Below are 22588 nucleotides of genomic sequence, written 5' to 3'. Positions count from 1 at the left end.
CACGTCACCTCGCGCCGAGGATGGGATTGAGCGGGATCGTGCCCCGAGCGGAAGCCCGGACGGGCTCGAGCCGCAGGGCCAGGACCACCGCGACGAGGAACAGAACCCCCTCGGCGGCGAAGACGGCGGCGTAGGCCTGGACCGGCTCGGCCGTGACGAGCCGCACCGCATCCACGGCGGCCGCCCCCAGGAAGCCGCCGGCCCCGAAGGCGATGCCCTGGGCCGCGCCCCAGACGCCCATGCGGGTGCCGCGCTCGCGGGCGTCGCCGCGGCCGGCGAGCGCCATCATCGAGCCGATGGCGGCGACCGCGTAGGCGCCGTTGGCGACACCGAGCGCGAACACCACCGGCCGCAGGGGCAGGACGTCGCCGCCGGCGGCCAGCGCGAACAGGGCGGCGGCCGAGCCGGCGCAGCCCAGCGCGATCCAGAGCCGGAGGGAGGCGAGGGGGGTGCCGCGGGCCGCCAGCGTCACGCCCGCCACCAGCAGCATCCCGGCGAGCACCCCGCCATGCTGGAGCCCGGCGAGCTTGGTGGTCGCCCCCGGGCTCATGGCGAAGACCAGACCGGCATAGGGTTCCAGGATCAGCTCCTGGGCGCTGTAGGCCAGCATCGACACGAACACGAAGATCGTGAAGGTCCGGGCCACCGGATCTGCGAGCACCTGGGCCAGCACCGTGAAGAACGGTTTTTTGGCCGCTTCGGGCTCCGGCACCCGCACCGGCAGGCGCCGCTCGACCCCGAGGAGCGCCAGCACGGCGACCGTGAAGGCGATGGCCGAGACGGTGCCCGAGACCGCGACGAGGCGCAGGCCCGAGAACGGATCCAGAAAGTGCCCGGCCAGCGGCGCCGTCAGGGCGAAGCCCAGGATCATCATCACCCAGACGATGGTGGCGGCCGCCCCGCGCCGGGCCGGCGCGACGCCCCCCGAGAGCAGAACGAGCAAGGACGTCCCGGCGGCCCCGGCGCCGATCCCGACGCACAGGAACGACAGGGCCGCCAGCGCGAGGCCGAGCGCGAGGTCGGTGGCGGCGAGCGCCGTGCCGCAGGCCGCCCCGAACCCGCCGAGGCAGAGCGCGGCCATGCCGCCGACGATCCAGGGGGTGCGCGTCCCGCTCCGGTCCGAGCCGTAGCCCCAGCGCGGGCGCAGCACCTGCGCGGCGTAGTGCAGGGCGACCAGGAACCCCGGCACCAGGGCGGGGAGCGCCAGCTCCACCACCATCACCCGGTTGAGGGTGGCCGTCATCAGCACGACGACGCTGCCCAGAGCGGTCTGGACCAGGCCGAGCCGGACGATCTGGGGCCAGCCCAACGTCGGCTCACCCGCGCCCGCTTTCCCCTCCCCCTTGCGGGGAGGGGTCAGGGGTGGGGGTGGTTCCGGATGGGGCGCAGCGGTGCCTTCTGAGCCACCCCCACCTCCAACTCCTCCCCGCAAGGGGGAGGAGAGCGCGTCGCGTTCCGTGCCGACCATACGGTGATCAACATCGAACGCCGCAACCGCGACACGCTCCCTATCCCGTGTGGGAGAGGGGACCCGCACCGCATCCGGCACCGTCGTGGAGGCAGAGCTCGAACCCGATTCGCGCATCACGCCCCTCCCACCAGCGGCCGCAGGGCGAAGGCGGCGACCAGCATGCCGAGCACGTAGAGGGTCGTGCCGGTGCCGTTGTACCAGGCCGCGCGCTCACGCGGGCTCTTGAGAAACCGGACCATCAGGGCGAGCTGGCCCGCCAGCAGGGCGGCCACCAGGGCGGCGTGGCCATGGCGCTCCCAGGCGAGCAGCAGGCCGATCACCACCACCTGCGGCACCGCCATGACCAGGCAGGCGAAGCGGGCGGCCCGGTCCGAGCCCATCTGCACCGGCAGGGACAGGAGCCCCATGCGCCGGTCGCCCTCCACGGACTTGAAATCGTTGAGGGTCATGATGCCGTGGGCGCCGATGGAATAGAGCAGGGCGACGAGCAGGACCCGCCGGTCGGGCAGGGCGGCGGCCATCACGGCGGCGCCGGTGAACCAGGGCAGGCCCTCGTAGCAGAGCCCGACCGCGGCGTTCCCCCACCAGCCATTCTTCTTCAGGCGCAGGGGCGGGGCCGAGTAGATCCAGGCGAGCACCAGCCCGAACAAGGCGGCGCCCAGGATCCAGGGACCCAGCGCCGCGGCGACCAGCAGCGACAGCAGCGTCCAGCCCAGCGCCAGGTAGAGGCCCCAGCGTCCGGGGATGCGCCCGGAGGGGATCGGCCGGCCCGGCTCGTTGATCGCGTCGACATGCCGGTCGAACCAATCGTTGGTGGCCTGGCTGGTGGCGCAGACCAGAGGCCCGGCCAGCACGACGCCGGCGGCGATGACCGGCCATTGCCCGTGGGCCGGCTGGCCGGACGAGATCACGCCGCAGGCGAACGCCCACATCGGCGCGAACCAGGTGATCGGCTTGAGAAGCTCGACAACGGCGCTCGGGGCGGGCGTGGTAGCCATGCAGGCACGCTACCGGGGCGGCTCCGCGTGTCAAGCTAGATTTACACTCGGCCGAAACATGTCGCTGCCGGTTGGCGAACAAACGTGACCGTGGCCCGCCAAATACATAATCCAATACCAGTGCCACCCGGACACGATCGCGTCAGGCGCAGGGCCGATTCGGCGACGGATCGCGGCGGTCCAGCCCAGCCTTCGAAGAGTATGCGACGGGACACGGTGCCAAGTCTTCGCCGGATCCCGGAGGTCGGTGCCCGCCGAACGCCGCATCGTCGTCGGATCGTCCGGCCAGCCCCCTGCCGCGCCCGCTCATCGCGGTCCCGGCCCGGGTCGTTGCCCCCCGCGGGCCCCAGATGCTTTGCCGGCTCATAATGACCGCGGAGGCCCCAGATCCCGGATATGCCGGGTCCTGCCTCATCACGCGGCGCCCGCATCGGCGGGCCTCGACGACACCGTCCAGCCAGCCGTGCGATCCCCGGGGGTCGCCTTCGAGGCCGCCGCTGCGCTCCGGCGCCTCCGGATGCGGGCAGGGGTCGGCAGACCCCGCCCTGCTCACGGCATCATCGCCCCGGGCTGAAGCCCCAGGGCCGAAAACCCGAACCAACTCAATCGTCTTCGCCGGGACTGTCGAGGTCGCCGACGCCGTAGCGGCGCATCTTGGCGTAGAGGCCTTGGCGGCTGAGGCCGAGCATCTCGGCGGCCGAGGCGCGGTTGTCCCGGGTGATCCGCAGGGCCGCCTCGATGCAGAGTTTTTCGATCAGGTCCGTGGTCTCGCGGACCAGCGTCTTCATCGAGACCCGGCCGACCAGCTCGGCCATCTGCTCCACCGAGCGCGGCACGTCGCGGCTGCCGGCGAGCCGCCCCTCCGGGATCCGCCGGGGGGCGGAGCGGATCGCGAAGCCCAGGCAGGGACGCGCCCCCGGCACCGAGACGGCGGCGACCTCGACATCCTCGACGCCGCCATAGGTCCCGCGGATCACGGTGGCGAAGCGGCGCACGGAGCCGTGGTCGACCAGGCTGGCGAACAAGGCCTGCGCCTCGGTATCCTCGCGACCGAGCCATTGGTCGAGGGGCCGGCCCCGGGCCTGGCTCTCCGTGGCGAGCTGCGCCAGCTCCAGGAAGGCGGCGTTGGCCATCAGGACCCGGCGGGTGGAATCCGTGACGACGAAGCCCTCGGGCATCGCCTCGATCACCGCCCGGGTCGGCGCCTCCTGATCGTGGCCGGCCTCGGCGGCGGCCGGATCGGCCACGAGCCGCATCAGCGCACTCGGCCCGCCCTCGCCGCGGAACAGGGAGACCGCGACGGTGACCTCGCCCCGCCCGTGTTGCAGGGCGGCACGGACCTCGCCGGCCTGACCAGTCGCCCGCAGGGCGGCGAACTGCGCCTCCAGGGAGCGGACGCTGCCGGCATCGAACAGGTCGACGGCGTCCTGCCCGGTCAGGCGCTTGGCCGGGCGCCCGAGCAGGCGCGCGGCGGACGGGTTCGCCTCCGCGACCCGCCGCGTTCCGGCATCGACCACCAGCACCGGCTCGCCGGAGATCTGGAACAGCAGCCGGTAGCGGGTCTCGGCGGCGCGCAGGCGGTCGTAATCACGCTCCAGAGCCTGCTGGGCATCGGTGAGCCGCCGCTGCAGCGCGGCCACAGCCCGCATGTCGCGGCCCAGGATGACGATCGGACCGCCCTCGCCGGAGCGGATCGAGGCGTAGCGGATCGGCAGGTCGATGCCGCTGGGGGAGGGGTGGTTGATCTGGCGCCAGCGGGTGATGCCGTCGGGCCGGGCGTCACGCAGCAGGGCGTCGACCTTGGGCCGGCTCTCGATGGTCACGGTATCGATCCAGCGGCGCCCGAGCCAGCCGTGGATGTTCTCCGCATCGAGATCGGCGGCGGCGGTCGCATCGCGAATCACCCCGTCGGCGTCGACCACCAGGGACAGGTCGGCCGACGCCGCGACAAGACGCCCGACCGCCTCGCCATCGAGGTGGTCGGCCACCTGGAGCAGTGCCGGAGGTGGCGACTGCGGGGTGGGGTGAGGCTGGGGCGTCACGGTCACCGTATTGTGATAGTTGATGTGGCAGCCCTTTCAGCAGGCCAGGGCGCGTCTGTCCAGCAACGCTTCGGCTGTGGCCGGCGCGAGGCATCCGTCCGGGGCGCAGGCATCGGCGCCGACGATGCCCGCCTCGCCGCCGTAGCGGGCGAAGTACGGGCCACCGACGATCACCCGGACCTCCGGGTTGCTGGAGGCGCGCCGGACATCCGTCACCGTGCCCGACAGGGCCGGCAGGAACACGTCGCAGGACAGTGACAGGCCGACGACGTCGAACCATTCGGTCCGCAGCAGGGACAGGGGATCGACCTCGGGGCCGGGGACCGCCGTGGTCACGTCCCAGCCGGCCTCGCGGAAGAAGCTCGCGACGATCGACAGGCCGAAATGATGGGTCTCGCCCGGGCAGGGCAGCAGCAGCACGCTGCGGCCGTTGGCCGGCACCGTGTCGTCCTCGAGCTGCGCGCAGAGGCGCCGGCTCACGGCCTGGAGCCGGCCGAGCCCCTCGGTCACGGCGAGGAAATCGCAGGCGTCGTCCTCCCAGAGCTCGCCGAGATGGCGCGCCGCCGGGGCGAGCAGGTCGAGGAGCAGGCGCGGCAGCGGCAGCCCGCCCTCGCGCAGGGCGGAGACCTGGCCGTCCAGGTCGATCGGTCCGGGGGCCAGCAGGAGCGCGCTGAAGGCGGCGATCTCGTCCGGGCTCGGCGCCCGGTCGGCCTGGGCACGGCGCCCGGCGGGCCGGTGGGCCAGCATCAGCCGGGGCAGGATCTCCGCCTCGACCAAGCGGGCCAGGGCGTCCGGCACCGCTTTGTCGTCCGCAGCGGAGCGCGGAATCGCCTGGTGGCGGACCCGCGGCCCGTCCCCGAAGGCCGAGCGGCCGTCACCCATCGCGCCGCAGCCACCGGCGATCGGCCCGGGGTCCAGACGCTCACCGAAATGCCTCCAGTCTCCCATCGGCATCCCTCCCAGAAGCGGCCCCGGCCCGAATGGACCGGCGGTTCCGCATACGTGTTCGAGTCCGGCGTTCCCCGCCTGTCTACTCACGTCTTCGTCGTCGCCGATCCTCGGATCACACCGGCCAAGACCCCGAAAAGCCCAACCGGTGTTAGGAACGATACCCGAGCCGTCGATCTTGGCAATGACTTGGAACAAAGAAAATATGTCAAACGCCGTGTCACCTCGTTCGAGCGTCAAGCGCACTTGACACTTTTGGGGCTGCGGCCCTAGCCTCTGCCAACGACGACGTCCCTGGACGGCGCCGAGCACAGGGGAGCGGATGCATGGGTCCCGGGGACCAGCCAGCACGACCGCTCTACACGCCTGCCGAGCGGCAGCGGCGTGATGCCTCGCCCTGGACCCTGGTGCAGGGTGTGCTGGCCCCGGTGCAGTTCCTGATCTTCCTGGTGAGCCTGGCGCTGGTGCTGCGGGCACTCGCCACCGGTCAGGGCCAGGAGGCCGCCGAGGCCTCCGTGGTGGTCAAGACCCTGGCGCTCTACGCCATCATGATCACGGGCTCGATCTGGGAGAAGGCCGTATTCGGCCGCTGGCTGTTCGCCCCGGCCTTCTACTGGGAGGACGTGGTCAGCATGCTGGTGCTGGCGCTCCACACCGCCTACCTCGCCGCCCTCGGCACCAGCGCCCTCGGCAATCAGGCCCTGCTGATCCTCGCGCTGGCGGCCTACGCGACCTACGTGATCAATGCCGGGCAGTTCCTGCTCAAGCTCCGAGCCGCCCGCCTGGAAGGCGCAAGCACGCATCAACCGCACTTCGCGGAGGCGCTGTCATGAACGCGCCCGTTCCGCCCCCCACCGCCTGCGGCGGCATCGATTTCCATCAGGAGCACGGCCAGCGGGCGGTGTTCTGCGGGCTCACCGGCATCGTCTGGCTGCACCGGAAGATCCAGGACGCCTTCTTCCTCGTGGTTGGGTCGCGCACCTGCGCCCACCTGATCCAGTCCGCCGCCGGCGTGATGATCTTCGCCGAGCCGCGCTTCGCCACTGCGATCATCGACGAGCGCGACCTCGCCGGGATCGCCGACGCCAACGAGGAGCTCGACCGGGTCGTCACGCGGCTGATCGAGCGCCGGCCGGACATCAAGCTGCTGTTCCTCGTGGGCTCCTGCCCGTCCGAGGTGATCAAGCTCGACCTGTCCCGGGCAGCCCAGCGCCTGTCGGGGCGCCTCGCGCCGGTGCGGGTGCTGAACTATTCCGGCTCCGGCATCGAGACGACCTTCACGCAGGGCGAAGATGCTTGCCTCGCCGCCCTCGTCCCGGAACTGCCGCGGTCGCCCGCGGAGGCCGCCCCCTCGCTCCTCATCGTGGGAGCGCTGGCCGACGTGGTCGAGGACCAGTTCCTTCGGATCTTCGCCGCGATGGGAATCGCGGATGTCCGGTTCCTCCCGGCCCGCCGCGCCGGTGCGATGCCGGCAATCGGTCGCAACACCCGCTACCTGCTTGCGCAGCCGTTCCTGGCCGACACCGCCCGCGCCCTCGACGAGCGCGGTGCGCACCGGCTCGCCGCCCCGTTCCCGCTCGGCGCCGAGGGCACCACCGGCTGGCTGCAGGCGGCCGCCGACGCGTTCGGCGTGGACGACACGGCCTTCGCGGCGGCGACCGCCGCGGGGCGCGCCCGGGCCGAGACCGCGCTCGCCCCCCACCGCGAAAAACTCGGCGGCAAGCGGGTGTTCTTCTTCCCCGATTCGCAGCTCGAAGTGCCGCTCGCCCGATTCCTCGCCCGCGAACTCGGCGTCGAGCTCGTCGAGGTCGGGACCCCCTACCTGCACCGGGCGCATCTGGCGGCCGAGATCGAGATGCTGCCGGCGGGCACCCGCGTGACCGAAGGCCAGAGCCTCGACGACCAGATGGATCGCTGCCGGGCGGCGCGGCCGGATCTCACGGTCTGCGGCCTCGGGCTGGCCAACCCGCTGGAGGCCGAGGGCCTCTCGACCAAGTGGTCGATCGAGCTGCTGTTCACGCCCGTGCAGGGCTACGAGCAGGCCGGCGACCTCGCCGAATTGTTCGCGCGCCCGCTCCGGCGCCGCGCCTTGCTGGAGGTGTAGGGCGATGCAGCTCACCCTCTGGACCTACGAAGGCCCCCCGCATATCGGCGCGATGCGCGTCGCCACCGCGATGACCGGGCTGCACTACGTGCTGCACGCGCCGCAGGGCGACACTTACGCGGACCTGCTGTTCACGATGATCGAGCGGCGCGATGCCCGCCCGCCCGTCACCTACACGACCTTCCGGGCGCAGGATCTCGGCCGGGACACCGCCGAGCTGTTCAAGACCTCGGTGGCCGCGGCCTACACGCGCTTCCAGCCGCAGGCGATGATCGTCGGCGCCTCCTGCACCGCCGAGCTGATCCAGGACGATCCGGGGGGGCTGGCCAAAGCCCTCGACCTGCCGATTCCGGTGATCCCGCTGGAGCTGCCCGCCTACCAGAAGAAGGAGAACTGGGGCGCGTCCGAGACGTTTTATCGCCTGGTCCGGGCGCTCGCCGGAGCCCCCGCATCGCGGCCCGCGCGGGAGCCGGGACGACGCCCGCTCTGCAATATCCTCGGTCCTACGGCTCTGGGCTTCCGCCACCGGGACGACCTGATCGAGATCCGTCGGCTGCTCGACAGCCTCGAGATCGACGTGAACGTCGTCGCGCCGCTCGGCGCCAGCCCGGCCGATCTCGGCCGGCTCAAGGAGGCCGACTTCAACGTCGTGCTTTATCCTGAGACGGCCCGCAGCGCGGCCGAGTATCTCAAGAAGAATTTCGGGCAGCCGTTCACGCAGGAGGTACCCCTCGGGGTCGGCGCCACGAACCGCTTCATCACCGAGGTCGCGGCTCTGACCGGCCTCGATCCAGCGCCGCTTCTGGACGGCCTCGGCTCGCGCCTGCCCTGGTATTCGCGCTCGGTTGATTCGACCTACCTGACCGCCAAGCGCGTCTTCGTGTTCGGGGATGCGACCCACGCGATCGGCATTGCCCGGATGGCGGCGCGGGAACTGGGCTTCACGGTCGTCGGCCTCGGAACCTACAGCCGCGAATTCGCCCGCGAGGTTCGCGCCGAGGCCGCCGAGCACGGCATCGAGGCCCTCATCACCGACGACTACCTCGACGTCGAGGCTGCGATCCGCGCGGCCGCACCCGAACTTGTCCTCGGCACCCAGATGGAGCGCCACGTCGCCAAGCGGCTGGGCATCCCCTGCGCGGTGATCTCCGCCCCGGTCCACGTCCAGGACTTCCCGGCCCGCTACGCCCCGCAGATGGGTTTCGAGGGCGCCAACGTCCTGTTCGATACCCTCGTCCATCCGCTGATGATGGGCCTCGAAGAGCACCTGCTGGGCATGTTCCGGGAGGATCCCGAATTCCACGACGGCGTCGGGCCGTCGCATCTCGGCGGCACGCCGTTCGAGGCGCCGCAGGCCGCGGCGTCCCTGGAGTCGGTCCCGGCCGCGGCTGCGCCGAGCCTGGCCGTGGCGCCGATCCTGTTGGACGAAGCCGTCACGATCACGGCCGCTTCCTGGGCCCCAGAAGCCGAGCGGGAACTGAAGAAAATCCCATTCTTCGTGCGCGGCAAAGCGCGCAGCAACACGGAGAAGTTCGCCCGTGAGCGGCAGCTGCCGCTCATCACCGTCGAAACCCTCTACGACGCCAAGGCGCATTATGGCCGCTAGAGCGCTCTCCCCCGGACGCGAGGCTGGTTCGGCGCAGAGGCCGCCGATCCGCGTGGTCATCGTCACGCTCGACAACCACCTCGCGAGTGCGGTGGAGCGGGCTCGGCTGCGCCTGCGGTCCGAGATGCCGGGTCTGGTGCTCGGCTTCCACGCCGCGGCCGAGTGGGACACGGACCCCGCGGCCCTCGACGCCTGCCGCAGCGACATCGCGCAGGCCGACATCGTGCTCTCGGCCATGCTGTTCATGGACGAGCATGTCCGGGCGATCCTGCCGGCGCTCGCGGCCCGACGCGACGGCTGCGACGCGATGGTCGGCTGCATGTCGGCGAGCGAGGTGGTGAAGACGACCAAGCTCGGCCGCTTCGACATGAGCGGCAACAAGCGCAGCGCCCTGGATTTCCTGAAGAAGCTGCGCGGCAAGCCCGGCCAGCAGAGCAATGCCGGCCGGCAGATGGCGCTGGTGCGCAAGCTGCCGAAGATCCTGCGCTTCATCCCAGGTTCGGCGCAGGACGTGCGCGCCTACTTCCTGACCCTGCAATACTGGCTCGCCGGCTCGGACGAGAACGTCGCCGCCCTGGTCCGCTTCCTGGTGCACCGCTACGCCGCCGGCGCGCGCGCCGTCTGGCGCGAGGGCCCGGCCGCGCCGGCCCCGCTCGACTATCCCGAGACCGGCCTCTACCACCCGCGCATGGCCGGCCGGATCGGCCAGGATCCGGCCCGCCTGCCGCGCTCAGCGGGGACGCGGGGCCGCGTCGGCCTGCTGCTGATGCGCAGCTACGTGCTCGCCGGCAACACCGCCCATTACGACGGGGTGATCGCAGCCCTGGAGGCCAAGGGCCTCGAGGTGGTGCCGGCCTTCGCCAGCGGCCTCGACAACCGCCCGGCCGTCGACGCCTTCTTCATGCGCGACGGCCGGGCGCGGATCGATGCCCTGGTGTCGCTCACCGGCTTCTCGCTGGTCGGCGGCCCGGCCTACAACGACGCCGCCGCCGCAGAAGCGATGCTGGCGCAGCTCGACGTGCCCTACCTCGCCGCCCAAGCGCTCGAATTCCAGACGATCGAGCAATGGGAGACGGGCGAGCGCGGCCTGTCACCGGTCGAGGCGACCATGATGGTCGCGATCCCCGAGCTCGACGGGGCCACCGCCCCGATGGTGTTCGGCGGCCGCTCCTCGGCCTCGGGCAGCGACAATGCCCGGGACATGCGCGCCCATCCCGAGCGGGTCGCGCGGCTGGCCGAGCGGGTCGAGAGCCTGGTCTCCCTCCGCCGGACGCCGAAGGCCGAGCGCAAGCTCGCGGTGGTGCTGTTCAACTTCCCGCCCAATGCCGGCGCGACCGGCACGGCCGCGTTCCTGTCGGTCTACGCCTCGCTGCTCAACACCCTGAAGGGCTTGGCGGCCGACGGCTACGCCGTCGAGATCCCGGAGAGCGTCGACGCCCTGCGCGAAACAATCCTGGAGGGCAACGCCAAGCGCTACGGGACCCAGGCCAACGTCCATGCCCGCATCCGGGCCGAGGACCATGTCCGGCGCGAACGGTACCTCGCCGAGATCGAGACCCAGTGGGGCCCGGCGCCCGGCCGTCACCAGACCAACGGCTCCGACCTGTTCGTGCTCGGGGCGCAATTCGGGAACGTGTTCGTGGGCGTCCAGCCGGCCTTCGGCTACGAGGGCGATCCGATGCGGCTGCTGTTCGAGCGCGGCTTCGCGCCGACGCACGCGTTCTCAGCCTTCTACCGCTACCTGCGCGAGGATTTCGGTGCCGACGCCGTGCTGCATTTCGGCACCCACGGGGCGCTCGAATTCATGCCCGGCAAGCAGACCGGCCTGTCCGAGGCGTGCTGGCCGGAGCGGATGATCGGGGCGCTGCCCAACATCTACCTCTACGCCGCCAACAACCCGTCCGAGGGGACGCTCGCGAAGCGCCGCTCCGCCGCGACGCTGGTGAGCTACCTGACCCCGAGTCTGGCCACCGCCGGACTCTATCGCGGCCTGCTCGACCTGAAGAGCTCCATGGAGCGCTGGCGCGGGCTCGATCTCGAAGCGGTCACCGAGCGCGAAACCCTCGCCCGGCTGATCCAGGAGCAGGGTGCGGCCGTCGATCTCGTCCCGGCCGAGCCGGCCTGGACCGGCGATCTCGGCGCCCAAGTCGCAACCCTCTGGTCGGCCGTGCAGGAGCTGGAGCAGACCCTGATCCCGCACGGGCTGCACGTGGTCGGCGAAGGCGTTCCGGAGGACGAGCGGGTCGACCTGCTCCTCGCCCTTGCGGAAGCCTCACACGGGCTGAAGCCTGATCGCGCCGCCATCGCCGCGCTCATCGCGGGGAAGGGCGCCGAGGCGGCCTTTGCGGTCTCCGGCCTGACCGGCGATCCCGAGACGCGTGCCGCCTTCGCGGTCCTTGCCCAGACCGACGCCCTGCTGGCGCGGGACCATGAGCTTCCGGCCTTGCTCCGGGCTCTCGACGGCCGGTTCATCCCGCCGGTGGCCGGTGGCGACCTGTTGCGCAACCCGGCGATCCTGCCGACCGGACGCAACATCCACGGCTTCGATCCGTACCGCCTGCCCTCCGCCTTCGCGGTGGCCGACGGTACCCGGCAGGTCGAGCGCATCCTCGAGCGCTTCGCCGCGGATGGGAAACCCTGTCCCGAGAGCGTCGCCCTGGTCCTGTGGGGCACCGACAACCTGAAGAGCGAGGGCGGCCCGATCGCCCAGGCTCTGGCCCTGATCGGCGCCGCCCCGCGCTTCGACGGCTACGGCCGGCTCAGCGGCGCCGAGCTGATCCCGTTGGACACCCTCGGCCGCCCGCGGATCGACGCGGTCGTCACCCTGTCGGGCATTTTCCGGGATCTTTTGCCCCTGCAAACTAAGCTTCTGGCCGAGGCGTCGTATCTCGCCGCCACCGCCGACGAGCCCCTCGAAAAAAACTTCGTCCGGAAGCACGCCCTGGCGATCCAGGCCGAGCAGGGCTGCGATCTGGAAACCGCAGCGTTGCGTGTCTTCTCGAACGCCGAGGGGGCCTACGGCGCCAACGTCAACCAGTTGGTCGATTCCGGGGCCTGGGACGACGATGCCGAGCTGTGCGAGACCTTCTCGCGCCGCAAGAGCTTCGCCTATGGCCGCTCGGGCAAGCCCGCGCCGCAGCGCGCCCTGATGCAGGCGGTGCTCGCCTCCGTCGACATGGCCTACCAGAACCTCGACTCGGTCGAGGTCGGCGTCACCTCGGTCGACCATTACTTTGACGGGCTCGGCGGTATGGGCCGGGCGGTGGCGAAGGCCCGCGGCGCGGCGGTGCCGATCTACATCAGCGACCAGACCCGCGGGGAGGGGCGCGTGCGCTCCCTGGAGGAGCAGGTGGCGCTGGAGACGCGCACCCGCATGCTCAACCCGAAATGGTACGAGGGCCTGCTCGGCCACGGCTACGAGGGCGTGCGCCAGATCGAATCCCACCTGACCAACACGGTCGGCTGGTCGGCCACCGCCAATGCGGTCCAGCCCTGGATCTACGAGCGGATCACCGAGACCTACGTGCTCGACCCGGCCATGCGCGAGCGCATGGCCACCCTCAACCCCACCGCCTCCGCCAAGGTCGCTCAACGGCTGATCGAGGCTCACAAGCGCGGCTTCTGGACCCCCGACGCAGCGATGCGGGACGCCCTCGACCGGGCCGAGGAGGAACTGGAAGATCGTCTCGAAGGCGTCACCACAGGAGTCGCCGCATGAACATCGCCATCCGCAATCCGGTCATCGCCCGGAAGGAAGAAGGCAGCGTCCAGGTCGCCCTCGACCCGGACCTGAAGATCGAGACCGCGAAGGTGTTCGCGGTCTACGGCAAGGGCGGCATCGGCAAGTCCACCACCTCGTCGAACCTGTCCGTGGCGTTCTCCAAGCTCGGCAAGCGGGTGCTGCAGATCGGCTGTGACCCCAAGCACGACTCGACGTTCACGCTGACCAAGCGCCTCGCCCCCACGGTGATCGACGCCCTCGAGGCGGTGAACTTCCACTCGGAGGAGCTGCGCGTCGAGGACTTCGTGGTCGAGGGCTACAACGGCGTGATGTGCGTCGAGGCCGGCGGGCCGCCGGCAGGCACGGGCTGCGGCGGCTATGTGGTCGGCCAGACCGTGAAGCTCCTCAAGGAGCACCACCTCCTGGAAGACACCGACGTCGTCGTGTTCGACGTACTGGGCGACGTGGTCTGCGGCGGCTTCGCTTCGCCGCTCCAGCACGCCGATCGGGCGCTGATCGTCACCGCCAACGACTTCGATTCGATCTTCGCGATGAACCGGATCGTGGCGGCGATCCACGCCAAGTCCAAGAACTACCCGGTGCGGCTCGGCGGCGTCATCGCGAACCGCTCGGCCAAGACCGATGAGATCGACCGGTTCAACGACGCGGTCGGCCTGAAGCGGCTGGCCCACTTCCCCGACCTCGATGTGGTCCGCCGCTCGCGGCTGAAGAAGTCGACCCTGTTCGAGATGGATTCCTCCCCCGAACTCGACGCCGTCACCGCCGAGTACATGCGACTGGCCGAGACGCTCTGGGCCGGTGGGGAGCCCTGCGAGGCCCTGCCGATGAAGGATCGCGACCTGTTCGAGTTCCTCGGGTTCGATTGAGAGTGGGGTTCGACTGATGGCCGGCGCCAGCTACGATACCCGCAGGGGTGAACTGACCACCTATTTCGACCGCACCGCGGTCGAGGCCTGGTCGCGCCTGACCTCCGACGCGCCGGTGAGCCGCATCCGCGCCACCGTGCGGGCCGGCCGGGACGCGATGCGCGGGACGCTGCTCTCCTGGCTGCCCGCCGACATGACCGGCTTGCGCCTGCTCGATGCCGGCTGCGGCACCGGGGCGCTCAGCGTCGAGGCCGCAAGGCGCGGGGCCGAGGTGGTCGCCATCGACGTGTCGCCGACACTGGTTGGTCTCGCCCGGGACCGGCTTCCGGCGATCCCCGGCCCCGGCCGGATCGACTTTCGCGTCGGCGACATGCTCGATCCCGGCCTCGGCCGGTTCGACCACGTCGTCGCGATGGATTCGCTGATCCATTACCGCGCCGCCGACATCGTCCAGGCGCTGGCGGTCCTGGGCGCCCGCACGGATGGGTCCGTCCTGTTCACCGTGGCGCCCCGCACGGCCTTGCTGACCCTGATGCATGCGGCCGGGAAGCTGTTTCCCCGCGGCGACCGCTCGCCGGCGATCGTGCCGGTGACCGAGGGCGGCTTGCGCCGGCGGATCTCCTCGGAGCCGGCGCTCGACGGATTCACCTGGGTACAGAGCCATCGGGTCAACAGCGGCTTCTACCTGTCGAACGCGATCACGCTGGGTCGTTCGCGATGAGCAGCGCCGCCTCCCAAAAACTCACCCGCGCCCTGATGCGCCTCGGCCCGGCAATCCTGCCCTTCGCGGATGCCGCCACCGTCGAGCTGCCGCTCGGCCGGCTGCTGCGGCTCGCCCTGTTCCAGGTCACGGTCGGCATGGCCGCGGTGCTGCTGATCGGCACCCTGAACCGGGTGATGATCGTTGAGCTCGGCGTGCCGGCCTGGATCGTCGCGGTGATGCTGGCCCTGCCGCTGATCTTCGCGCCCCTGCGGGCCCTGGTCGGGTTCCGGTCGGACACGCACCGCTCAGTGCTGGGCTGGCGGCGGGTGCCGTATATCTGGTTCGGCACCCTGCTCCAGTTCGGCGGGCTGGCGATCATGCCGTTTTCCCTGCTGATCCTGTCGGGCGACACGACCGGCCCGCTCTGGGTCGGCGACGTGGCGGCAGCGTTCGCGTTCCTGCTGGTCGGGGCCGGGCTGCACACCACCCAGACCGTCGGTCTGGCGCTCGCCACCGACCTCGCCCCCGCACATGCCCGGCCGAAGGTGGTGGCGCTGCTCTGCGTCGCGCTGCTGTTCGGGATGATGGCGAGCGCCCTGCTGTTCGGGCTGTTTTTGGCGCATTTCTCGCCCGTGCGGCTGATCCAGGTGATCCAGGGCGCGGCGCTCGTCACCATCGTGCTGAACGGGGTCGCCCTGTGGAAGCAGGAGCCGCGCGCGCCGCACCGCACCCAGGCCGCCCCGGCGCGGGATTTCCGCGCCTCCTGGCACGCCTATGCTGGAGAGGGCACCGCGCGCCGCCGGCTCGTGGCGATCGGGCTCGGCACCGCGGGGTTCTCGATGCAGGATATCCTGCTGGAGCCCTATGGCGGCCAGATCCTGCACCTCTCGGTCGGGGCGACCACGGCGCTGACCGCCCTGCTTGCCGCCGGCGGCGGGCTCGGCCTGCTCGTCGCCGCCCGCTGGCTCGGGCGCGGCGGCGACCCGTTCCGGGTCTCCGCGGTCGGCGTCGGGATCGGCATCCTGGCCTTCTCCGCGGTGGTCTTCGCCGCGCCGCTCGCCTCGGCCGACCTGTTCGCGGCGGGCGTCAGCCTGATCGGGTTGGGCGGCGGCCTGTTCGCCCACGGCACGCTCACCGCCTCGATGAACCGGGCCGGTCCCGAGGATACCGGGCTGGCGCTCGGTGCCTGGGGTGCCGTCCAGGCCAGCGCCGCGGGAATCTCGATCGCCGCCAGCGGCGTGGTGCGCGACATCGGCGGCGCCATTGCCCAATCGGGCGTGCTCGGCGAGGGCATGAACGAGCCCGCGATCGGCTACCTGATCGTCTACCACATCGAGATCGCCCTCCTGTTCGCGGCCCTGATCGCCCTGGGACCGCTGGTGCGGGAGGACGCGCGTGCAGCAGGGAAAAATCGGCTCGGCGGCGCCCTCGCCGAACGGGCGGCCTGAGACTCGGGGAGGACAGCCATGCCAACCGGCGCCATTACAGGGTACGTCGACGTCGCCCAGGTCGTGCTCTACGCCTTCTTCATCTTCTTCTTCGGGCTGGTGTTCTGGCTCCGCCGGGAGGACCGGCGCGAGGGCTACCCGCTGGAGAACGAGATCGTCGGCCGCCGCAAGGCGCCGGACCCGGTCCTGATCCCGCGCTCCAAGGCGTTCCACCTGCCGGGCGGCGAGACCACCTACGCCCCCCAGGCGGTGCAGGGCCGCGACGACATCGAGACCGGAATCCCGGCCCGCAAGGTCGAGCCTTGGCCCGGCGCGCCCTACGAGCGGACCGACGCGTCGCTGCAGGCCGGCGTCGGCCCCGGCTCCTGGGTCGTCCGGCACGACGTGCACGACAAGACCTGGGACGACGAGTACCGGATCGTGCCCCTGCGGGTGGCTACGGCCTTCGTCATCCACGAAGCCGGCCCGAACCCGATCGGCATGACCGTGTTCGGCACCGATAACGCGGTGGCGGGCGTCGTCAGCGACGTCTGGATCGACCGCGGCGAGTCGCTCATCCGCTACTACGAGGTCGAGTTGCCCACCGGTGGCCGCCGGCTGATGCCGACCACGTTCTGCCGGGCCGGCGGCTTCACCAAGACGGTGAAGTCCGAGGCCCTGCTCGCCGCCCAGTTCGCCGATATCCCGGTCACCCGGGATCCCGACAGCATCACCTTCCTCGAGGAGGAGCGGATCATGGCCTATTTCGGCGCCGGCACGCTCTACGCCACTCCGGCCCGGGCGGAGCCCCTGCTATGAGCGGCGATTTCCTTCCCGAGGGCACCCTGCGGGGCCTGCCCGGCCCGCTGCCGGCAAACGAGCGCATCCTGTGGCAGGGGGCGCCGACCACGGGGGGCCTCTGGGTCCGCGCCTATCATGCCCGCCTGGTCGCCGCCTGGTTCGTTGCCTGCGCTCTGGCCTTCGGGCTCACGGCCGGATCGCCCGTCTCGGCGCTCACCACCGTCGGCCTGACCCTGCTGGTCGGCGCGGTCGGCCTCGCCCTGCTCTGGCTGTTCGCGTGGCTCAACCACCGCACCACGGTCTACACGATCACCGACCGCCGAATCGTGATGCACGTCGGCATCGCCCTGCCGGTGACGCACAATGTGCCCTTCGCGCAGGTCGAGGGTGCGGCGTTGCGTGCCTTCACGGACAGGAGCGGAGATCTGCCGCTCCGGTTGCGGCCGGGCCTGCGTATCGCCTACCTTCAACTGTGGCCGCATGCCCGGCCCTGGCGCATCGCCCGGACCGAGCCCATGCTGCGTTCCGTGCCCGATGCGGACGCGGTGGCGAGGCTGCTGGCGCGGGCCATCGAGGCCCATGCCGAGCTGTCTCAGACGGTGCGGCCCATGATCGTGCCGCGTCCGCGGGCGGTCCAAGACAATCCCGGCCGCCTCGTCGCGGCCGAGTAGGGAGAGGCGCGATGGGCGAGCGGGCGGAGAGCATCGGCCAAGCCAAAGGATCGGCTGCCGGACCGGCACCGGCCCTGCTGATGATCGGCGCCGGTGCGCTGATGGGCTTCACCATGCTGGCCGTCCTGGTCGGGCGCAGCGAGGGTATCGGCATGATCGCCCTGCCGCCGGCCAAGCCGGTCACGCGGCTCGAATTCCGCGCCGAGGATCAGGTCGACGGCTCGATCGCCCTGCGCAACGCCGCCGACCGGCAGATCGTCGCCTGGATCCGCCCCGGCGAGGACGGCTTTCTGCGCGGGACATTGCGGGGCTTGGCCCAGGCCCGCCAGCGCGACGGCCTCGGCCAGGAACAGCCGTTCAGCCTGACCCGCTACGACGACGGTCGCCTCTCCCTCGCCGACGATGCGACCGGCCGCCGGGTGCCCCTGGAGGCGTTCGGCCCGACCAATGCCGGGGCTTTCGCCCGGCTGCTCGCCGCCGCCAGCACGGAGACGCGCTGATGGGCCTGTTCGGAAGCCGCACCGTCACCGTGCCCTGCACGATCGAGATCGAGCAGACGCCCGAGAGCCTGCACGCGCACGTCACCCTCGATTCCGGCTTCGAGATCGAGCCCGGCGACGAGGTCCAGGTCCACGACGCCCCGACCTCCGTACCCTACGGCGAGCGGCTCACCGTGCACCGTACCGCCACCGTCACCCGGGCCGGCCCGCTCGAGCGGGCCTGGACCAAGCTCGTCGCCCATCTCGAGCTGACCGAGCTCTACGAAGTCAGTTTTTCCGAGAGGAGGAAGCTGTGAACGCTCCCGTCCCGCCGCTCTCCGGCCAGCCGGTCCCGAAAACTCCGGTCAACGAATCGACCAAGGCCGCCCAGGAGACGACCTTCCTGAGCCCGCGCTTCTACACCACCGACTTCGACGAGCTCGACCGCACCGATGTCGAGCCGGTGCGCCGGGACTGGGACCTGCTCATCGCCGAGCTGCGCGCCGACCCGAACAAGCGCCACTTCACCCGCAACGCCGATTTCGACTGCGACCTGTCGCAGATGGAGCCCGAGCTGCGGAAGGAGTTTTTAGATTTCCTGGTCTCGTCGATCACCGCCGAGTTCTCCGGCTGCGTGCTCTACGCCGAGATGAGAAAACGCGCCAAGAACAAGGATATCAAAGAATTATTCGGCTTCATGAGCCGTGACGAGGCGCGCCACGCCGGGTTCATCAACGACACGCTCAAGGATTTCGGCATCGGCGTGGACCTGGGCTTCCTGACCAAGTCCAAGAAGTACACGTTCTTCCGGCCGAAATTCATCTTCTACGCGACGTATCTGTCGGAGAAGATCGGCTACGCCCGCTACATCACCATCTTCCGCGAGCTGGAGAAGCACCCGGAGCGGCGCATCCACCCGATCTTCAAGTGGTTCGAGCTGTGGTGCAACGACGAGTTCCGCCACGGCGAAGCCTTCGCGCTGCTCATGCGGGCCAACCCGAAGCTGACCAGCGGCGTCAATCGCTACTGGATCCGGTTCTTCCTGCTGGCGGTGTTCGCCACAATGTATGTGCGGGACCATCACCGGCCGGCCTTCCACGCCGCGCTCGGGGTCGATCCCACCGACTACGATTACACGGTGTTCCGCATCACCTCCGAAATCTCGCGGCAGACCTTCCCGCTGGAGCTCGATCTCGACAACCCGAAGTTCCACGCCGGGCTGGAGACGCTGCTCGCCTGCTCCCGGGCGATCGCCGAGGCCCGGGCCCAGGGCGGCGTCCTGGGCAAGCTCAAGCACGGCATCCAGGTGCTGCGCGCGGCCGCCACCTTCGTCCGGCTCTACCTCCTGCCGGTGAAAGCGAACGCTCTGCCGGCCGATATCCGCCTCCAGCCGGTCTGGTAGGATGGCGACCTACGCCGCCCCTATCGTCTATGCCCTGGTGCTCTGGTGGTTCTCCACCGGGCTGATCCTGCTGCTCGACCACGCCCCGCGGCGCACGCATCCGTGGAGCATGGCCGGTGCGACCCTGCTGCTGGCCGGCGCCCTGGTGGCGATCCGCACCAGCGCCCAGGACACCAGCGCCGCCGGGGCCTACACCGCCTTCACGGCGGCCCTGGTGGTCTGGGGCTGGCAGGAGATGAGCTACTATATGGGCTTCCTGTCGGGCCCGAAGCCGGCCGCCTGCGCGCCGGGCCTGCGCGGGCTGGACCGGTTCCTGGCGGCGCTCGCCACCAGCCTGTGGCACGAATTCGCCATCGTGATCGGCGGTCTGGCGATCCTGGCGCTGGTCTGGGGCGGGGCGAACACGATCGCCCTGTGGACCTACGGCGCCCTGGTGGTGATGAACCTGTCGGCCCGGCTCAACCTGTTCCTCGGGGTGCGCAACCTGCACGCCGAGTTCCTGCCCGAGCATCTGGGCTATCTGGCCTGCTATCTGTCGCGCAAGCCGATGAACCTGCTGTTCCCGGTTTCGGTGAGCCTCGGGACCATCGCGGCGGGCCTGCTCGGGCGTGCGGCCCTCGGCCCGGACCTGCTGGCGCATGAGCTGATCGGCTTCACAATCCTGGCGACGCTGATGGCATTGGCGACCCTGGAGCATTGGTTCCTGATGCTGCCGCTGCCCTCGGCCGAGCTGTGGCGGTGGAGCCTGCCGGCGCGCAATCCGGACGGCGCGGCGCGGCCGGGGGACAACGGGTAGGTCCGACCATCACAACGGGATTTCGCGTGCGCACCAATTTGGAATTGGTTTCGTGCGAAATCCGACCTCACAGGCGGGAGCAACCCGCGAACCAATCGGGGAGAGGCGACATGGACTACGAGACCTTCTTCGGAGCCGAGATCGCCGGTCTCCACCGCGAGGGACGCTATCGGGTCTTCACCGATCTGGAGCGCCATTCCGGCAACTTCCCGCACGCCACGCATCACCATCCGTCCGGCACGCGCCCGGTCACGGTCTGGTGCTCCAACGATTATCTCGGCATGGGCCAGCACCCCGCGGTGACGGGTGCGATGCACGAGGCCATCGACCGCTGCGGCGCCGGGGCCGGCGGCACCCGCAACATCTCCGGCACCAACCACTACCACGTGCTGCTGGAGCAGGAGCTCGCCGACCTCCACCGCAAGGAAGCGGCGCTGCTGTTCACCTCCGGCTACGTGTCGAACTGGGCGGCGCTCGGCACCCTGGCCTCGCGCCTGCCGAACTGCGCGGTCTTCTCCGATTCCGAGAACCACGCCTCGATGATCGAGGGCATCCGGTTCTCCCGCGCCGAGCGCCACATCTTCCGCCACAACGATCCGGAGGATCTGAACCGGAAGCTCGCCCTGGTGGATCCGGCCCGGCCGAAGCTGGTCGCCTTCGAGTCGGTCTATTCCATGGACGGCGACATCGCCCCGATCGGCGAGATCTGCGACGTGGCCGAGGCCCACGGGGCGCTCACCTATCTCGACGAGGTCCACGCGGTCGGCCTCTACGGCGCCCGCGGCGGCGGCATCTCGGAGCGTGACGGCGTCGCCCACCGCCTCGACGTGATCGAGGGGACGCTGGGCAAGGCGTTCGGCGTGCACGGCGGCTACATCACAGCCTCGGAAAAGCTCTGCGACTTCGTGCGCAGCTTCGCCTCCGGCTTCATCTTCACCACCTCGCTGCCCCCCGCGGTCGCGGCCGGCGCGGCGGCCTCGATCCGCCATCTCAAGGCCAGCGCCACCGAGCGGGCGCGCCATCAGGAGCGCTGCGCCAAGGTCCGGACCGCCCTGGAGGCCGCCGACATCCCGGTCCTGCCCAACGACAGCCACATCGTGCCGGTGATGGTCTGCGACCCGGTGCTGTGCAAAGCGATCTCTGACACCCTGCTCGACGAGTTCGGCATCTACGTGCAGCCGATCAACTATCCGACGGTCGCCCGCGGCACTGAGCGCCTGCGGATCACCCCCTCGCCGCTGCACACGGACAAGGACATCGCGCATCTGGTCGGAGCGCTCTCCACGATCTGGGCGCGGATCGGGCTCCGGCAGAAGGCGGCGGAGTAGGGCGCTCTTCCCTCCCCCCTTGTGGGGAAGGGTCGGGGTCGGGGTGGTGCAAACGGCACCGCTGGTCCATCCTGCACCACCCCCACCTCCGGCTCCTCCCCGCAAGGGGGAGGAGAGGTGCGAGAGCCAGAGCCACGTGCCAACCTTCCCCTTCTCGGCCATCGTCGCGCAGGACGAGATGCGCCAGGCGCTGCTGATCGCCGCCGTGGACCCGTCCATCGGCGGCGTGCTGGTGTTCGGCGACCGCGGCACCGGGAAATCCACGGCGATCCGGGCGCTCGCCGCCCTGCTGCCGCCGATGCGCGCGGTGGTCGGCTGCCCGTACAATTGCGATCCCGACAGCCCGGCCGAATCCTGCCCGCACTGCGCGAGCACGCCAGGCCCGCGGAAAAGTCAAAAAAAACCGGTGCCGGTGGTGGATCTGCCGCTCGGCGCCACCGAGGACCGGGTGGTCGGCACCCTCGATCTGGAGCGGGCGCTCGGCGCCGGCGTGAAGGCGTTCGAGCCGGGGCTGCTGGCCCGGGCCAATCGCGGCTTCCTGTACATCGACGAGGTGAACCTGCTGGAAGACCACCTGGTCGATCTCCTGCTCGATGTCGCCGCCTCCGGGGTGAACACTGTCGAGCGTGAGGGGCTCAGCTTGCGGCACCCCGCAAAATTCGTCCTGGTGGGCTCCGGCAACCCGGAAGAGGGCGAGTTGCGCCCGCAACTCCTCGACCGGTTCGGGCTGGCCTGCGAGGTCGTCACCCCGCAGGACATCGCCACCCGCATCGCGGTGGTGCGCGCCCGGGACGCCTACGAGCGCGATCCCGAAGGGTTCTGCACCGCTCGCGCTGGCGACGAGACAGTGATCCGAAAAAAGATCCTGCTGGCCCGGGAGCGCCTGCCGCAGCTGGCGGTGCCGGATTCGGCCCTGGAGCGCGCGGCGCAGCTCTGCCTGGCGCTCGGCACCGACGGCCTGCGCGGTGAGCTGACCCTGATGCGCACCGCCCGGGCGCTGGCAGCCCTCGACGGCGCCGAGGCCGTCACCGACGACCATATCCGCCGGGTCGCCCCGGCTGCCCTGCGCCACCGCCTGCGCCGCAACCCCCTCGATGAATCCGGCTCGACCGCCCGGGTCGAGCGGGCGCTGGCGGACGTGTTTTCGTGACGGGGCCGGAGCGGGTTTTCCCTCCCCCCTCTGCCGGGGAGGGGAACCTGCGAA

At 70.7% G+C, this 22588-nt stretch carries 19 protein-coding genes; 15 read left to right on the top strand and 4 right to left on the bottom strand.

Annotation, left to right across the window (positions count from 1 at the left end):
- Positions 1 to 4: 4 nt before the first annotated feature.
- From MKK65_RS09565 to MKK65_RS09550, 4 genes are all read right to left on the bottom strand, one after another.
- The gene (locus tag MKK65_RS09565) at positions 5 to 1309 is read right to left on the bottom strand and encodes a BCD family MFS transporter (RefSeq protein ID WP_243957293.1); all 1305 of its coding nucleotides are present in this window, start codon (positions 1307 to 1309) and stop codon (positions 5 to 7) included.
- Positions 1310 to 1584: 275 nt separating this feature from the next.
- Positions 1585 to 2469 (bottom strand): chlorophyll synthase ChlG, encoded by an 885-nt coding sequence (chlG, locus tag MKK65_RS09560; protein ID WP_058193810.1) that lies wholly within the window; start codon positions 2467 to 2469, stop codon positions 1585 to 1587.
- A 602-nt stretch (positions 2470 to 3071) separates the two neighbouring features.
- On the bottom strand, positions 3072 to 4517 hold the full coding sequence (ppsR, locus tag MKK65_RS09555; RefSeq protein ID WP_243957290.1) for a transcriptional regulator PpsR: 1446 nt from the start codon (positions 4515 to 4517) through the stop codon (positions 3072 to 3074).
- A gap of 30 nt (positions 4518 to 4547) precedes the next feature.
- The gene (locus tag MKK65_RS09550; protein ID WP_243957288.1) at positions 4548 to 5459 is read right to left on the bottom strand and encodes a B12-binding domain-containing protein; all 912 of its coding nucleotides are present in this window, start codon (positions 5457 to 5459) and stop codon (positions 4548 to 4550) included.
- A gap of 326 nt (positions 5460 to 5785) precedes the next feature.
- Here MKK65_RS09550 and bchF point away from each other — a divergent pair, with 326 nt between their 5' ends.
- From bchF to bchI, 15 genes are all read left to right on the top strand, one after another.
- Positions 5786 to 6292, top strand: a complete 507-nt coding sequence (bchF, locus tag MKK65_RS09545) for a 2-vinyl bacteriochlorophyllide hydratase (RefSeq protein WP_243957286.1) — start codon at positions 5786 to 5788, stop codon at positions 6290 to 6292.
- A complete protein-coding gene (locus MKK65_RS09540; protein WP_243957284.1) occupies positions 6289 to 7563 on the top strand; it encodes a ferredoxin:protochlorophyllide reductase (ATP-dependent) subunit N in 1275 nt (424 codons plus the stop codon). The genes bchF and MKK65_RS09540 overlap by 4 nt, the downstream gene beginning before the upstream one ends.
- A 4-nt stretch (positions 7564 to 7567) precedes the next feature.
- Positions 7568 to 9169, top strand: a complete 1602-nt coding sequence (bchB, locus tag MKK65_RS09535) for a ferredoxin:protochlorophyllide reductase (ATP-dependent) subunit B (RefSeq protein ID WP_243957281.1) — start codon at positions 7568 to 7570, stop codon at positions 9167 to 9169.
- Positions 9159 to 12887, top strand: coding sequence for a magnesium chelatase subunit H (locus MKK65_RS09530; RefSeq protein ID WP_243957279.1), 3729 nt, complete (start codon positions 9159 to 9161; stop codon positions 12885 to 12887). The genes bchB and MKK65_RS09530 overlap by 11 nt, the downstream gene beginning before the upstream one ends.
- Positions 12884 to 13777 carry a ferredoxin:protochlorophyllide reductase (ATP-dependent) iron-sulfur ATP-binding protein gene (bchL, locus tag MKK65_RS09525; RefSeq protein WP_058193817.1) on the top strand — a complete coding sequence of 298 codons (894 nt, stop codon included), beginning with the start codon at positions 12884 to 12886 and terminating at the stop codon, positions 13775 to 13777. Before MKK65_RS09530 ends, bchL begins: the two co-directional genes overlap by 4 nt.
- A gap of 16 nt (positions 13778 to 13793) precedes the next feature.
- Positions 13794 to 14498, top strand: a complete 705-nt coding sequence (bchM, locus tag MKK65_RS09520) for a magnesium protoporphyrin IX methyltransferase (protein ID WP_243957277.1) — start codon at positions 13794 to 13796, stop codon at positions 14496 to 14498.
- The gene (locus MKK65_RS09515; RefSeq protein WP_243957275.1) at positions 14495 to 15928 is read left to right on the top strand and encodes a BCD family MFS transporter; all 1434 of its coding nucleotides are present in this window, start codon (positions 14495 to 14497) and stop codon (positions 15926 to 15928) included. Before bchM ends, MKK65_RS09515 begins: the two co-directional genes overlap by 4 nt.
- A gap of 18 nt (positions 15929 to 15946) precedes the next feature.
- Positions 15947 to 16726, top strand: a complete 780-nt coding sequence (gene puhA, locus MKK65_RS09510) for a photosynthetic reaction center subunit H (RefSeq protein WP_058193820.1) — start codon at positions 15947 to 15949, stop codon at positions 16724 to 16726.
- Positions 16723 to 17379, top strand: a complete 657-nt coding sequence (puhB, locus tag MKK65_RS09505) for a photosynthetic complex putative assembly protein PuhB (protein WP_243957273.1) — start codon at positions 16723 to 16725, stop codon at positions 17377 to 17379. The genes puhA and puhB overlap by 4 nt, the downstream gene beginning before the upstream one ends.
- An 11-nt stretch (positions 17380 to 17390) precedes the next feature.
- Entirely contained in the window at positions 17391 to 17879 is a 489-nt protein-coding gene (gene puhC / locus MKK65_RS09500; RefSeq protein ID WP_152997567.1) for a photosynthetic complex assembly protein PuhC, read from the top strand.
- Positions 17879 to 18175 carry a hypothetical protein gene (locus tag MKK65_RS09495; RefSeq protein ID WP_058193822.1) on the top strand — a complete coding sequence of 99 codons (297 nt, stop codon included), beginning with the start codon at positions 17879 to 17881 and terminating at the stop codon, positions 18173 to 18175. Before puhC ends, MKK65_RS09495 begins: the two co-directional genes overlap by 1 nt.
- Positions 18172 to 19260, top strand: coding sequence for a magnesium-protoporphyrin IX monomethyl ester (oxidative) cyclase (acsF, locus tag MKK65_RS09490; protein ID WP_243957272.1), 1089 nt, complete (start codon positions 18172 to 18174; stop codon positions 19258 to 19260). Before MKK65_RS09495 ends, acsF begins: the two co-directional genes overlap by 4 nt.
- 1 nt (position 19261) lies before the next feature.
- On the top strand, positions 19262 to 20056 hold the full coding sequence (gene puhE, locus MKK65_RS09485) for a putative photosynthetic complex assembly protein PuhE (RefSeq protein WP_243957271.1): 795 nt from the start codon (positions 19262 to 19264) through the stop codon (positions 20054 to 20056).
- 110 nt (positions 20057 to 20166) lie between these two features.
- Positions 20167 to 21384, top strand: a complete 1218-nt coding sequence (gene hemA / locus MKK65_RS09480; RefSeq protein ID WP_243957270.1) for a 5-aminolevulinate synthase — start codon at positions 20167 to 20169, stop codon at positions 21382 to 21384.
- Between the two features lie 136 nt (positions 21385 to 21520).
- The gene (bchI, locus tag MKK65_RS09475) at positions 21521 to 22534 is read left to right on the top strand and encodes a magnesium chelatase ATPase subunit I (RefSeq protein ID WP_243957269.1); all 1014 of its coding nucleotides are present in this window, start codon (positions 21521 to 21523) and stop codon (positions 22532 to 22534) included.
- Positions 22535 to 22588: the final 54 nt, after the last annotated feature.

Source organism: Methylobacterium sp. J-001, assembly GCF_022829565.1.
Classification (GTDB): domain Bacteria; phylum Pseudomonadota; class Alphaproteobacteria; order Rhizobiales; family Beijerinckiaceae; genus Methylobacterium.
The sequence above is the reverse complement of the archived record's forward strand: the minus strand, read 5'-3'. Positions and strand labels throughout refer to the sequence as shown.

Excerpts from the sequence above, each read along its gene's own strand:
- puhC (WP_152997567.1), top strand. The coding sequence starts at position 17,391 with ATGGGCGAGCGGGCGGAGAGCATCGGCCAAGCCAAAGGATCGGCTGCC.
- puhE (WP_243957271.1), top strand. The coding sequence starts at position 19,262 with ATGGCGACCTACGCCGCCCCTATCGTCTATGCCCTGGTGCTCTGGTGG.
- bchM (WP_243957277.1), top strand. The coding sequence starts at position 13,794 with ATGGCCGGCGCCAGCTACGATACCCGCAGGGGTGAACTGACCACCTAT.
- MKK65_RS09540 (WP_243957284.1), top strand. The coding sequence starts at position 6,289 with ATGAACGCGCCCGTTCCGCCCCCCACCGCCTGCGGCGGCATCGATTTC.
- bchL (WP_058193817.1), top strand. The coding sequence starts at position 12,884 with ATGAACATCGCCATCCGCAATCCGGTCATCGCCCGGAAGGAAGAAGGC.
- bchB (WP_243957281.1), top strand. The coding sequence starts at position 7,568 with ATGCAGCTCACCCTCTGGACCTACGAAGGCCCCCCGCATATCGGCGCG.
- bchF (WP_243957286.1), top strand. The coding sequence starts at position 5,786 with ATGGGTCCCGGGGACCAGCCAGCACGACCGCTCTACACGCCTGCCGAG.
- MKK65_RS09515 (WP_243957275.1), top strand. The coding sequence starts at position 14,495 with ATGAGCAGCGCCGCCTCCCAAAAACTCACCCGCGCCCTGATGCGCCTC.
- hemA (WP_243957270.1), top strand. The coding sequence starts at position 20,167 with ATGGACTACGAGACCTTCTTCGGAGCCGAGATCGCCGGTCTCCACCGC.
- MKK65_RS09495 (WP_058193822.1), top strand. The coding sequence starts at position 17,879 with ATGGGCCTGTTCGGAAGCCGCACCGTCACCGTGCCCTGCACGATCGAG.
- MKK65_RS09530 (WP_243957279.1), top strand. The coding sequence starts at position 9,159 with ATGGCCGCTAGAGCGCTCTCCCCCGGACGCGAGGCTGGTTCGGCGCAG.
- MKK65_RS09550 (WP_243957288.1), bottom strand. The coding sequence starts at position 5,459 with ATGGGAGACTGGAGGCATTTCGGTGAGCGTCTGGACCCCGGGCCGATC.
- puhB (WP_243957273.1), top strand. The coding sequence starts at position 16,723 with ATGAGCGGCGATTTCCTTCCCGAGGGCACCCTGCGGGGCCTGCCCGGC.
- chlG (WP_058193810.1), bottom strand. The coding sequence starts at position 2,469 with ATGGCTACCACGCCCGCCCCGAGCGCCGTTGTCGAGCTTCTCAAGCCG.
- puhA (WP_058193820.1), top strand. The coding sequence starts at position 15,947 with ATGCCAACCGGCGCCATTACAGGGTACGTCGACGTCGCCCAGGTCGTG.